The 13033-nt window shown below is 40.4% G+C and carries 9 protein-coding genes; all 9 read left to right on the forward strand.

The window, feature by feature from the left end; all coding sequences use genetic code 11:
• Positions 1-141 precede the first annotated feature (141 nt).
• The 9 genes from M3636_RS07215 (at position 142) to M3636_RS07255 (ending at position 12965) form a co-directional block, all read left to right on the forward strand.
• Positions 142-771 carry a hypothetical protein gene (locus tag M3636_RS07215; RefSeq protein ID WP_251381796.1) on the forward strand — a complete coding sequence of 210 codons (630 nt, stop codon included), beginning with the start codon at positions 142-144 and terminating at the stop codon, positions 769-771.
• Positions 772-805: 34 nt separating this feature from the next.
• Positions 806-3745 carry a glycoside hydrolase family 3 protein gene (locus M3636_RS07220; protein WP_128101986.1) on the forward strand — a complete coding sequence of 980 codons (2940 nt, stop codon included), beginning with the start codon at positions 806-808 and terminating at the stop codon, positions 3743-3745.
• Positions 3746-3750: 5 nt separating this feature from the next.
• Positions 3751-4173, forward strand: a complete 423-nt coding sequence (locus M3636_RS07225) for a hypothetical protein (protein WP_251381797.1) — start codon at positions 3751-3753, stop codon at positions 4171-4173.
• A gap of 16 nt (positions 4174-4189) precedes the next feature.
• Complete coding sequence (locus M3636_RS07230) at positions 4190-6610, forward strand: glycoside hydrolase family 2 protein (protein WP_251381799.1); 2421 nt, start codon at positions 4190-4192, stop codon at positions 6608-6610.
• Positions 6576-7175, forward strand: a complete 600-nt coding sequence (locus M3636_RS07235) for a hypothetical protein (RefSeq protein ID WP_128101989.1) — start codon at positions 6576-6578, stop codon at positions 7173-7175. The genes M3636_RS07230 and M3636_RS07235 overlap by 35 nt, the downstream gene beginning before the upstream one ends.
• A gap of 27 nt (positions 7176-7202) precedes the next feature.
• A complete protein-coding gene (locus M3636_RS07240; RefSeq protein ID WP_128101990.1) occupies positions 7203-8219 on the forward strand; it encodes a glycosyltransferase family 2 protein in 1017 nt (338 codons plus the stop codon).
• Positions 8220-8330: 111 nt separating this feature from the next.
• Complete coding sequence (gene glf, locus M3636_RS07245; protein ID WP_251381800.1) at positions 8331-9446, forward strand: UDP-galactopyranose mutase; 1116 nt, start codon at positions 8331-8333, stop codon at positions 9444-9446.
• Between the two features lie 155 nt (positions 9447-9601).
• Positions 9602-11359, forward strand: coding sequence for a sensor histidine kinase (locus M3636_RS07250; protein ID WP_251381802.1), 1758 nt, complete (start codon positions 9602-9604; stop codon positions 11357-11359).
• Positions 11334-12965 carry a response regulator transcription factor gene (locus M3636_RS07255; RefSeq protein WP_251381804.1) on the forward strand — a complete coding sequence of 544 codons (1632 nt, stop codon included), beginning with the start codon at positions 11334-11336 and terminating at the stop codon, positions 12963-12965. The genes M3636_RS07250 and M3636_RS07255 overlap by 26 nt, the downstream gene beginning before the upstream one ends.
• The last annotated feature ends 68 nt before the right edge of the window (positions 12966-13033 follow it).

Raw genomic sequence — 13033 nt, forward strand, 5'->3', positions numbered from 1 at the left:
TCATAAACTAAAAACCCGGTCGTGAATTTTCTTTAATTCTTTGAGTTTATGCCAAATGCCACAAACAACTGGCGTTACGCCATACAATAGAGGTGCGCTAAGGAAAGCGTATACAATAATTGATTAAAAGGGGATAGCAACATGGGAAAAAGAACAGCGAAAACAGCCTTCACGGCAATTTGTATGGTCATGATGTTGGTTGCTTTAACAGCATGTGGAAGTGGTACAGACGGAGAGAAGTCAGGTGCATCTAATAACCCTACAGGGTATTATGCGTCTACAACTAATGTGGCATTCACAAGTGCTTACCCGGAACATACCTTTAAAAGGGCCACTTTTGGCGTCCAATCCATTGAGACATTTGCAGATAATACGTATATCTTAACATCCACAGGTACTTCTTTTTCGGGAGCATTGTTATTTGAAGATAGCGGTAAATACGATGTTGTACCTAGAGGAGCAGACATTACTAAATATTATGGGACAGTAACTGTAAAAGACGAAGATGGGCTACGTACACTTGAATTATCCCAACCTACATCAGTGATGGTGAATAGTTCATATTCGGCAGGTGCAAATCCTATTGGTTATTTGAATACGCTTGCATGGACTGATGAAATGGGGCAAGCAGCTGGTGGAGAAGGTGCAGCCTTAACTGCAGAGCAATACCTTGAATCCGTATCATTCCCGGCAACTTCCATTATTGTTGACCCTGCAAGAGCAAGCTTCGATTACACGGTGCTAAGAGAAAGCGAAGAAGCAACACATTAAGTTAAATAAATGGACTCTGTAGGAGGTAGCTGCATTGAAAAGCAAAAAAAAATTATGGCGCGGATTGACGGCGCTTTCAGCATTTCTCTTAGCCTTTAGTTTATTTATGACTGAACTGCTAATGAGTTGGAGTGGTCAAGTGAATGTTTTTCTTAAAATCACTCCACCTGTAATCCAAGCTGATGAGAGCTCGACGTATTATCCAAGCAACTATGAGTTATCTGATCAGGGTTTAGCAGAGATGTTAGTCGATTCGGATAAACACGATGTGCAGACGATGGAAGAAGGAACGGTTCTCTTAAAAAATAACCAATCCGCACTGCCATTACGTGCTGAAGAACGTAGTGTTACCTTGTTTGGTCGGGCGACGGCAGATCCTGTATATAGCGGGAATTCTGGTGGGCCTGGTATGGATGAGAAACGTCAGGTTAATTTGTACAATGCTTTAAAGGAAGCTGGATTCACCATTAATGACAGGTTGTTCGACGCTTACAAGAATAGTGATGTGGCTAGGGCAAAAGCGTCTCCCGATTGGTTCATTGGAGAAGTTGATAAAAATTTCTATACCAATGACCTACAAGCAACATACCAAGATAATTTCAATGATGTGGCTATTGTCATGTTGTCTCGTGATGGTGGGGAAGGTAAAGACTTAGCGACAACCGACAGAGACGGCATTTCTTACTTGGCACTTCATAACACAGAAAAAGATCTATTAAAAATGATCAAGGATAGCGGGAAATTTTCGAAGATTGTTGTTCTGATTAATAGTGCATATGCGATGGAACTAGGTTGGCTTGAAGAACAGGAATACGGGGTTGATGCTGCCCTGTGGATCGGAAATCCGGGTCTTAAAGGCTTTACAGGCGTGGCAAATGTACTAGTAGGTGCGGCCGATCCTTCAGGTAGACTCGTGGATACCTTTGCAGCAGACTCCTTATCTGCACCAGCGGTTAGAAACGCAGGCGATTTTCAATACTCGAATGATAATGGTCATTATATCATCCAAGCAGAGGGTATCTATCAAGGCTATAAGTACTACGAAACAAGATATCACGATGCTGTCCTGGGTTTAAATAATGCGGATAGCAGCGCAGGTGCTTTTGTTAATCAAGAACGTTGGAGCTACGCTGACGAAATGGTATATCCATTTGGCTATGGTAATAGCTATGCTAATTTCACTCAGCAGTTAACTTCGGTGGAATGGGACAGAAATGCCAAAACAGTAACGGCTCAGGTTAAGGTGACGAATGAGGGCTATCCTCAGGAATCAGCTTATACAGGAAAGTCTAAATCAGTTGTACAGGTCTATGCTCAACTTCCATATGAAGAAGGGCAAGCAGAAAAATCTGCAATACAGTTAGTTGGATTCGGAAAAACGAGTGAACTGGGTGCAGGTGAATCTGAAGATGTCACGGTTACAATTGATGACTATTTATTTGCAACCTATGATGAGAATGCTGAAAATGGGGCTGATCCAAGCAAGAAGGGTAGTTATGTCTTTGATCCAGGCGACTACTATTTTGCAATAGGTAATGATAGTCATGACGCTCTCAATAATGTGATGGCAAATAAGCAAGGTGCAGCCGTAGCAGGCAAGCTATTGCTGGCTAATGGTTCAGTGGTAGATGGAGATGCCAATAAAGCAGTCTCTGTACCGCTAGAAACGTTAGATAATGTAACCTATGCCAAATCTCAATATACAGATGAAGTGGTTTCCAATCAATATGATGATATTGATTATAATTACTTCGCTGAAAATGCGGTTACGTATTTAACACGTAATGACTGGAATACGTATCCTAAAGCATACACCGCTGTTGAGGCCACTGATAAATTAAAAGAAGTATTGTATAACGAAAAATATCAAAAGCCTAGTGATGCGCCAGCGTATGATAGCTTTGCTCAAGGTGTAGATGCAGGGCTGAAACTGGTTGATATGAAGGATGTTCCGTTTGATGACGATGAGAAATGGAATACGTTCTTGAGTCAATTAACGATTGCTGAGTTGAGTGCGACGATCGGGGAGAATTTTGGACAACCAGCTGTGAAGTCCATTAATAAACCTGCCAACAAAAATACAGACGGACCTTCAGGCGCTCAATCCAATTATTTGTTTAATAATGGTCAACCGTCTACGGCACATGTTAGTCAAATTGTAGCAGCATCAACGTGGAACCAACAGTTAATCGCAGAACGTGGTGATTTTATCGCAGAGGATGCTCTGTTCACTGGAACGACACAGCTCTGGTCACCAGGAGCCAATCTACATCGGACTCCATTTAGTGGACGTAACTTTGAGTATTACTCTGAAGATAGCATTCTGAGTTATATCATGGGTGCAGTTCAGACAGAAGCAATGCAAGCGAAGGGATTAACCGCTTCCATTAAACACTTTGTTGCCAATGACCAAGAGACAAATAGAAGCGAGTTAGCTACATTTGCGACTGAACAATCCTATCGTCAAGGTCCTTTGAAAGCATTTGAGGGTGCCTTCACCAAAGGAGAAGCGCTTGGTACGATGATGTCATTCTCTCGAATTGGTGCTCGTTTGGCCTATGCAGATCATGCAACGCTGACACAAGTGCTTCGAAATGAATGGGGCTTCAAAGGGGTTACGATTACAGATTCAGTTAAAGGTAATCCGAATATCCCAACGGTGGAATCACTTGTTGCTGGAACAGATACCTTTAACGCGGATACTGCCCGTGCGAGTGAGATTCACAAATATCTTGCAAGTAACAAGGATGGTTACGTATTGCAAGAGTTAAGAAGAGCCAATAAAGGCTTCTATTATTCCTTAGCTAATTCTACTTTGATTAATGGTCTATCGGCTGAAACTGAAGTAGAAGATTTTGTACCATGGTGGCAAACATTTTTGAAGGTTACGAATTATACCCTTGGTGCATTAACGCTGTTGAGTTTATTCCTGTTCATTAGAACTGGCTATGCAAGAAGGATAAGGGAGGTTTAACCTAAATGGTCTTATTTAAAGACAGAACACTAGGCTTTTGGATCGGATTTATGGCTGCGAGTTTAATGCTGGTAGCTAACATTGTGTTTCTCATTGTTAATCATGGTGATCGCACCTTTTCCTTCATCACCTTTGGTTTAATTATTGCTGGCGTATTAGGAGAATTGCTGGTTTTGCTTAAAAACTATTTCTTTGCCCCTATTCTACCAGCCATTGCCTTTGGGGTCGCATTATCTATGCATTTCTATCTAGGGTTCCCGACATTATCAGATGTTGTAAACGGAGTCAACTTTATTGGAGGAAATCCTCAAGCTGTGCTGGTCTTTGGTATTACCTTTACTATTGGAACTATTGCAGCATTGATCTCTTGTTTTATGAAACAATCCAAGTCCGAAGGGTTAAACCATACTGTTCATACTTCAAAATGAAAGCGGAGAAACATAAATGAAAAAAATTAGTATCTGTGATGGATGGAGTTTTATAGAGAATATTACTGATGAATTTTTCAACTTTACAGGTGAGGGGACAGCCGTAAGGCTGCCCCATACTTGTAAAGAAGTCCCTGTACACTACATGGAAGAGAGTGCTTGTCAGATGATCTGTGGTTATAGACGTCATCTGATGGTTCCGGACACACTGAAAGGTCAGCGTTTGTTTCTTCAGTTTGATGGTGCCGCTCACGTAGCAGAAGTATTTGTCAATGGCGAGCAGCTAACGACTCACAATGGAGGATACACTGCTTTTCGAGTAGAAGTAACGGATAAACTGGTGTACGGAGCCGAGAACAGAATTGTCGTTCGTCTGAATACACGAGAAGACGCAAATGTACCGCCATTTGGTCATGTTATTGATTACATGACTTACGGTGGACTCTATCGTGAAGCGTGGTTGTTAGTAGCTAATGAAAGCTATGTAGAAGATGTTTTTGTCCGAACACCGGAGAAAGACCAAGCACTGATTGACGTTACAATTAGTCAACCTGATTCAACACACATTGTGGAATTAAGTTTGTTAGATCAACAGCAAACGATAGTTGCCCATACCACCCTGAATGTAATAGGGGCAGAACTCAAAGAATGCAAGATTAATGTTCCTAATAGCAACGCGTGGAGCCCGGAGACTCCTTATCTTTACTCGTTAGTAGCAACGCTTAAAAAGCATAATGGAGAAATAATAGACGAGTATAATGTATTTTTCGGATTCCGCCAAATTGATTTTCGCTATGATGGATTTTATTTGAATGGTAAAAAATATAAGATTCGTGGGCTGAATCGCCACCAGAGTTATCCGTATGTAGGCTATGCTATGCCTGCTTCAATGCAGGTGGAGGATGCACGAATATTAAAGGAAGAACTACATGTTAACGCAGTTCGTACCTCGCACTACCCTCAGTCTAAGCATTTCCTAGATGCATGTGATCGTTTAGGATTGCTCGTGTTTACCGAAACACCAGGTTGGCAACATATCAAAGACGATGAAGAGTGGAAACAGATTGTTTGTGAAAACGTGGAAGAAATGATTCTGCAGTATCGTAATCACCCTTCCATTATTCTGTGGGGGGTTCGATTGAATGAGTCGCAAGATGATGACGTTCTATATACAAAGACGAATGAAATCGCTCGCCGTTTGGATCACAGCAGACAGACCAGTGGAGTTCGCTTTCTGTGGAGAAGTAATCTATTAGAAGATGTCTATGGGTTTAATGATTTTTCTCATACTGGAAAGAACGCTGCGCTACTACCAAGGTGGTTGATTTCACCGAGTAAAAGCAAAGCGTATTTGATCTCCGAATTTAATGGTCATATGTTTCCAACAAAAGCAACAGATGAGCCTTCTCGCCGGCTTTCTCACGCTATGCGTTACGCCAATGTCTTGAATGAAGTGTATAAAAGAGAAGACATTGCAGGCTCTTTTGGCTGGTGTATGTTTGATTATCAAACCCATGGTGATTTTGGATCTGGTGATCGTATTTGCTACCACGGTGTGATGGACATGTTTCGTAATCCGAAGCTTGCTGCCAGAGTCTACGCTAGTTTCTCAGAAGATGCTCCCGTTCTGGAAGTGGGTTCAGATATGCATATCGGAGATTACCCTGGTGGTGCTGTTGGTGAAAACTACATCTTCACTAATGCGGATCAAGTCCGGCTGTATAAGAATGACATCATGATTCGGGAGTTTGAACCGGTTAACCAAAAGTATCGTTATTTACCACATCCACCGATCGAATTCTATGACACCGTAGGGAACGTAATAGAAGAAGGAGAGAAGTATTCCCGTAAGAAAGCAGATGCCATCAAAGAGAGCCTATTAGCTATCCAGCGCTTTGGAACTGCATTACCTGTAAAGTATATTTTTAAAGCAGTATGGGTCATGTGTCGTCACCTTGTATCGCCGATCACCTTCTATCGTTTGTTTTTCAAGTACATTGAGAATTGGGGAGCTTCAGCACCCGTCTATCGTTTTGAAGCTGTGAAAAAAGGAAAGGTTGTCGCAGAGGTTGTGAAATCATCTAACGCGAGTATTCATGTGGAAACCACCGTTAGTGCTGCGGAATTAGTCGAAGCTGACACATATGATATGGCGTCAGTTCGTATTCGAGTAGCAGATGCCAATAACAATAATGCAACCTACTCTCATTTACCTTTATTTCTAAAAGCAGAAGGTGCGATAGAAATCGTAGGACCAGACTGTGTCGTCGCAGAGGGCGGTATGTGTGGTACGTATATCAAGACACACGGGACAGCTGGCGAGGGAACATTGACAATCACCTCCAACCAGACTGAACCTATCCAGTTAAGCTTTAACGTGATATTAGAAGGAAGTGATCGGTATGCAAGCAATCAGATTGTACTGGAACAATTATAGAGATAAGCATCCCAAGTTGGCAGAATTTTTAATGTTTCTGATCCTGAGTAATGGCATCACCGTTTTTCAAATGGTTCTTATGCCTGTGTTAAAAGCCATGTTTAGCGGAAGCCGTATGGAAGCCTATACTTTTCAACTTTTTCCTCTAGGTCATAATTTTGACGGATCAGTTTATTATATTTTTAATTATCCGGCTGGTTCAATTGCATCAGGTGGAGGTGGAGGTCTTGCTTACTTCATTGCTGTCCAATTAACCTTGGGTATTGCTCAGGTCATTAATTTCTTTGCGCAACGAAATATCACGTTCAGATCCAAAGGGAACATTTATAAAGCCGCTTTTTGGTATGTTGTAGCTTATATCTTGATTACCATTTGTGCAGGAGCACTTCAGGGTTGGTATAAGGAACCGATCTACAGCTTCTTTATCGATCGATTTGGAAGATCTGGTGAGACAACGGCTGATCTGATCACCATGATTATTAATGCCGCCATTTCATTCTGGGTATACTTCCCGATATTGAAAATCATCTTTAAAGAGAAGAAAAATAAGATATCAATAGGATAAATACACGACACTAAGAAGAGGTTTGTTATGAAACTATTATCTTTCGTAATACCGTGTTTTAACTCGCAGGATTACATGGATCGGTGTATAAGTAGCTTGCTAATTGACGATGAAGAACTTGAGGTCATTATTGTTAACGATGGATCTAGCGATAGTACCCAAAGGATTGCAGAGCAGTATGAGGCGAAGTATCCATCCATTGTAAGAGTCGTACACCAAGAAAATTTAGGCCACGGTGGAGCGGTCAATACAGGTATTAGTTTTGCTACTGGATTATTCTTAAAGGTTGTTGACAGTGATGATTGGATTGATCCTAGTGCCTTCAAAGAAATACTGGCAACACTAAAAACGTTGGTAGCGGAAGATAAGACAGTCGACATGGTTGTAAGTAATTTTGTCTATGAGAAAACAGGGAAAAAGTACAAAAAAGTGATGGAGTACGGAAAAAACTTTCCTGAAGGATGCATTTTCTCATGGGACGATATTAAACCCTTTCGCAAAGGTCAGTATATCTTGATGCATTCGATTATTTATCGCACGAGTCTATTAAAAGAATGCAAATTGAAACTTCCAGAGCATACGTTTTATGTGGATAATCTGTTTGTGTTTAAACCGCTGGAAAAAGTGGAGCGAATTTATTATGTGAATGTTGATTTTTATCGCTATTTTATTGGGCGAGAGGATCAATCCGTCAACGAGAAAGTGATGATTGAGCGAATTGACCAACAGCTGAAAGTTAATAAACTCATGATTGACCAGATCAATATGGAAGAGATTAAAAGCCTGAAACTTCGTCAATATATGCTGAACCATCTCGAAATAATAACCGTGATCTCTACCATATTATTGATTCGTTCAGGGAAGAAGGAAAATCTAAAAGCGAAAAAAGAACTGTGGAAGTACATTAAGGATAAAGATATTGAATTATACAATAGTATCCGATATGGAGCCATGGGAAGATTGATGAATATGCCGGGTCATTTGGGTCGCACAATGTCAGTAGCTGCCTATAAATTATCACAGAAGATTGTGGGATTTAATTGAAAGCATAATACAACGTTTATTATCTTTAAACCTGTGGATCCGTTTAGAATCCACAGGTTATTTCATATCAATTGCTTTCTTATAAACGAATGAAAGGTCAGGTGAGTGTACATGCAACACGATTATTTAGTCATAGGTTCCGGATTATTCGGTAGTACATTTGCTTATGAAGCAGCCAAACGGGGGAAGCGAGTAAAGGTTATCGAAAAAAGAGACCACGTTGGCGGTAATATCTATACGGAACCGATCGAGGACATACATGTTCATAAATATGGGGCGCATATTTTTCACACCAATAATAAGGAAATCTGGGACTACATCAATCAATTTGCGGAGTTCAATCGATATACGAACAGCCCCGTAGCCAATTATAAAGGTGAAATATACAATTTACCCTTTAATATGAATACATTTAATCAGCTATGGGGCACGATTACCCCTGATGAAGCTAAGTTGAAGATTGCAGAACAGATCCAGGCAACACAGATTAAAGACCCCAAAAACCTGGAAGAACAAGCGATTTCATTAATCGGAACGGATATTTATTACAAATTGGTGAAGGGTTATACAGAAAAACAATGGGGGCGCAAAGCAACCGAGTTACCTCCGTTTATCATTAAACGTGTCCCTGTCCGCTTCACGTATGATAATAATTATTTTAACGACCGATATCAGGGGATTCCTGTTGGTGGCTATACACAAATCATCGAAAAAATGTTATCGAGTGAATTGATCGAGGTAGAACTAAATCAGGATTTTTTTTCAAACAAAGAATCCTACTTAAAAAGCTTCCCCAAAATTGTGTATACAGGAATGATTGATCAATTGTTTGATTACACATTTGGTGAGTTAGAATATCGAAGTTTACGATTCGAATCCTCGACTATAGATCAGCAAAACTATCAAGGCAATGCAGTTGTAAATTATACCGATTCCGAAACACCATACACTCGAATTATTGAGCATAAACACTTTGAATTCGGCAAGCAGTCCAAAACAATCATAACAAAAGAATATCCCCAAGCTTGGAGCAAAGGCGACGAACCCTACTACCCTCTAAATGACGAAAGTAATACTGAAAAATATAGAAAATATCACAAACTTGCAGAGCAATCACCACATATTATATTGGGTGGACGTCTAGGAATGTATCAATATTATGATATGCACCAAGTTATTGCAGCTGCCTTGAACACAGTTAGCATAGAATTCGGGCAGTCCCATTGAAAGTCGCTATTGAGCGACTTTTTTTTATTTATAGATCAATATAACAATAGTCTTCCTAATACAACTTTATGCTATATTATGTCTACATAATAATGAAATCGTTTTCTTTCGTCGGGAAAAGTAATGATTAGCTAGAAATCGGAGGAGTTGACGTGTTGAGAAATACAAATACGAAATGGCGGCTATCCATTAATAAACGTCTGATCATAGCGTTTATCGTAGCGACATTTCCAATATATTTACTTGCAGGCATATTGTACAACTGGACTTCGGATTTACTACGGAAAGATATTATGACCTCGACTGAAACGCAGTCTCAAAAGTATTTAAGTGAGCTTAATAGTACCCTTAGCCGCTTTAATTCACTTCAGTACGATATGCTTAACGATGAATATGTAATCCAGTTTGCGAATGCATATGACACACTTGAGTCCTATCACAAGATTGAGCTTATTCATTTTTTGAGATCCAAACTAGTATCCATTCGAAACAGCAGCGAGTTCATCGTGGATGTACGTCTTTATTTAACAAATCTTGATATTGAAATATCCGCAAACGACGGTTACGGTCAGTTGAAGGTTACAGATATCCCTCCTGAAAAGCTGAAAGATCCTTATCATCTTATTACCTATCATGACAGATTGCTTAGCGTCGCATACCCTCTTGAGAGCGAATATAGAACCACCCCTGAAATAATCGTTGAGATCGAAATGAGAACGAGTGAACTTCATCGCAGCTTCGAAGCTGCGTTAGAAAAAGATTATTCTGGCGCGATTGTACTCGGACTAGGTCGAAACGCCAAAAATATGATTGTTGTGAATGATGACAAATTAGAACAGTCAATCACACGGCAGTATGGGGAAATGAAACAATCAACTCAAGAAGCCTCACCAATTCAAACGAATAAAGATTATATTTTTGTAAGATCTTCTCTGGCGGAAAATGACTTGTATATCGATCATTATTTGTATACACCAACGATGTTTGAACCAATCTCGAAATCTATTATCTGGTTCTGGTTATTCTTCGGACTGACCATTCTAATGGTTGCCCTGTATCTGTTCTACATCAACAGAATCATTAATAAGCCTATGGTGAAGCTTGTTCGCGCGTTCAAGCGAATTGAAGAGGGAAATTTGGAACTCAATATTCATCATAATAAGGAAGACGAATTCGGTTATTTATACGAACGTTTCAATGATATGGTAATCAATTTGAATATTTCAATAGATGAGATCTATAATCAGCGGATTCATCGACAAAATGCGGAGCTGAAACAGCTTCAATCACAGATTAATCCTCATTTCCTATATAATTGCCTGTTCAGTATCATTCGTCTTATTAAAATGGAAAAAGACAAAGAAGCCGTGCATTTCACGGATCAGCTTGCCAAGTATTTTCAATTCATAACGCGCAACTCCAGAGATACAGTCACCCTTGAGAATGAAGTGGCACATGCTCGTAATTATGCCATGCTACAATTAGCTAGATTTTCAGATCGGGTGACCGTGAATTTTGGCGAATTACCGAACAGTATCAAAGCTCTTTCGGTTCCACGCCTAATTATTCAGCCTATAGTTGAAAACGCATTCGTGCACGGCTTGGAAAATGTGATAGAAGGAGGCATTCTTAGCGTTTCGTTCCTAGATAAACCTGAACAGATCGTGGTTCTTGTCGAAGATAACGGTGAGGACAGTGAGGATGCTATAAAAAAACTGTCTGCGCTTCTATCGGATACGCAAGATGAACAAGAAATCTCGGGGATTTTGAATGTGCATAGAAGGCTTCAGTACAAATACGGACCAGAGAGTGGGATAAAGGTCAGTCCTAGTGAGCTAGGTGGAGTAAAGATTGAACTAACGATTTCACGGAAAGAGGCGAGTGACGATGTACCGGATGTTAATTGTGGATGACGAGAAACTGCTGTTGAATGGATTATACGAATTGTTCCTGGAAGCCGAAGGACATCGACTTGAAGTTTACAAAGCATCTACTGCATTGGAGGCTTTGAGAGTCATGTCTGAAAAGCGGGTTGATATTCTGTTGTCCGATATTAAAATGCCTAAGATGTCAGGATTAGAACTTGGTGATCAGGTAAAACAGCAATGGCCGGAATGCAAACTCATATTCCTTACAGGCTTCGATCAATTTGATTATGTTCATCATGCCATTAAGCAAGGTGCACAGAACTATATATTGAAAGCAGAGGGAGACGATGCGATCGTAGAGGCAGTTCGTAAAACCATTCGTGATTTGGATGAAGAACAGAAGATGGACACTTTAATCAAACAAGCACGTGACATACAGAAAAAACATGCGGAGCATCACCGCCTTATCTACCTATCTGACTTACTGGAGGGCTTACAATCGCAGGAGGATCTAACACAACAACATTTGGAGGCAATGGGGATCAAACTTGCAATAGACCGCCCCTTTATTATGTGTGTGGCAAGATTAGATTTGGTGAATTCTTCATTACGAGCTAGAGAGAGACAGTTACTTTTCACGGCACTGCATACCGTTTGTGTACGATTTCTGTCAGCCTATTCCGAATTCACAGACGTTGTATATAACCGGGAGTATTATGTTTTCTTCATTCAATCTCGTGATCACTCCACAAAAGCTGATGAGCAGTTAATAACTTTTATTAACGGGTCTATTGAATTGATTCAGCAAACATTAGAAAAATCGACAGGATATACATTTTCATTTGCACTTACAGAACGATCTATTGTTTGGAGCGATGTAGTCAAGCAGTTTACAGTTCTCAAAGCCTTCTTATCTCGATACTATGATGCTCAAAAAATCATCGTGAGGAATAACAACTTTACAGGTTCGGAGAATCAAGATGAAGAAGAGGTACGTGGATTCATTGAGGTTTTCCATAAGAAGGCAAATGCACTAGAGACGTACATTGAATCTGGACGAAGAGATGAAGTTCAATTTATATTGTCAGAACTGGCGTCTTATGCGGAGTGGGGGGCCATTGATGATATGCGATACATGGAGATGTATTGCGCGGTAGCACTTCGTATACTGACATCTGCCAACAAATTAGGGCTGGATCGTGATACTACAGTTGCTTCCCATATGTCCAAGCTTTTACAGCCCACATCCATTCTTATACGAAAAGAAGGGATCAAGACATTACAGCACATCTTAAACCAATTTGAACATTACCACTCCTCTCAGTCTTCTAGCATGCGGATAGACATACTCTGGAAAATTAATCAGTACATTGAAACACATTTAGGTGGTGACCTTTCTGTATCCAATCTGGCGGAGCAAGTGTACTTGAATCCGGATTATCTATCCAGAATGTTTAAACAATCAAAAGGCATAACCCTTACGGAGTATATCGCAGCTCTGAGAATTCAAAGAGCCAAAGAACTACTAACGGACCCAAGAAATCTCGTGCAGGATATCGCCAAAGCCCTTGGCTTCACTTCGGCTGGTTATTTCAGTCGATTCTTTAAAAAAGAAACGGGACAAACCCCGCAGGAGTTTCGGACATCTTAAAGACGCAAGGTACACGTTGTCGGCAGAATACAAGGAATATCGGAATTTTGAAATCGCTTTCTTTCCCT

Source organism: Paenibacillus sp. MER 99-2 (assembly GCF_023714095.1).
In the GTDB taxonomy this organism is placed as follows: Bacteria; Bacillota; Bacilli; order Paenibacillales; family Paenibacillaceae; genus Paenibacillus.

What these genes read in the sequence shown, in the direction of transcription:
- M3636_RS07215 (WP_251381796.1), top strand. Translation starts at nt 142, where the DNA reads ATGGGAAAAAGAACAGCGAAAACAGCCTTCACGGCAATTTGTATGGTC.
- M3636_RS07225 (WP_251381797.1), top strand. Translation starts at nt 3,751, where the DNA reads ATGGTCTTATTTAAAGACAGAACACTAGGCTTTTGGATCGGATTTATG.
- M3636_RS07230 (WP_251381799.1), top strand. Translation starts at nt 4,190, where the DNA reads ATGAAAAAAATTAGTATCTGTGATGGATGGAGTTTTATAGAGAATATT.
- M3636_RS07235 (WP_128101989.1), top strand. Translation starts at nt 6,576, where the DNA reads ATGCAAGCAATCAGATTGTACTGGAACAATTATAGAGATAAGCATCCC.
- M3636_RS07240 (WP_128101990.1), top strand. Translation starts at nt 7,203, where the DNA reads ATGAAACTATTATCTTTCGTAATACCGTGTTTTAACTCGCAGGATTAC.
- glf (WP_251381800.1), top strand. Translation starts at nt 8,331, where the DNA reads ATGCAACACGATTATTTAGTCATAGGTTCCGGATTATTCGGTAGTACA.
- M3636_RS07255 (WP_251381804.1), top strand. Translation starts at nt 11,334, where the DNA reads ATGTACCGGATGTTAATTGTGGATGACGAGAAACTGCTGTTGAATGGA.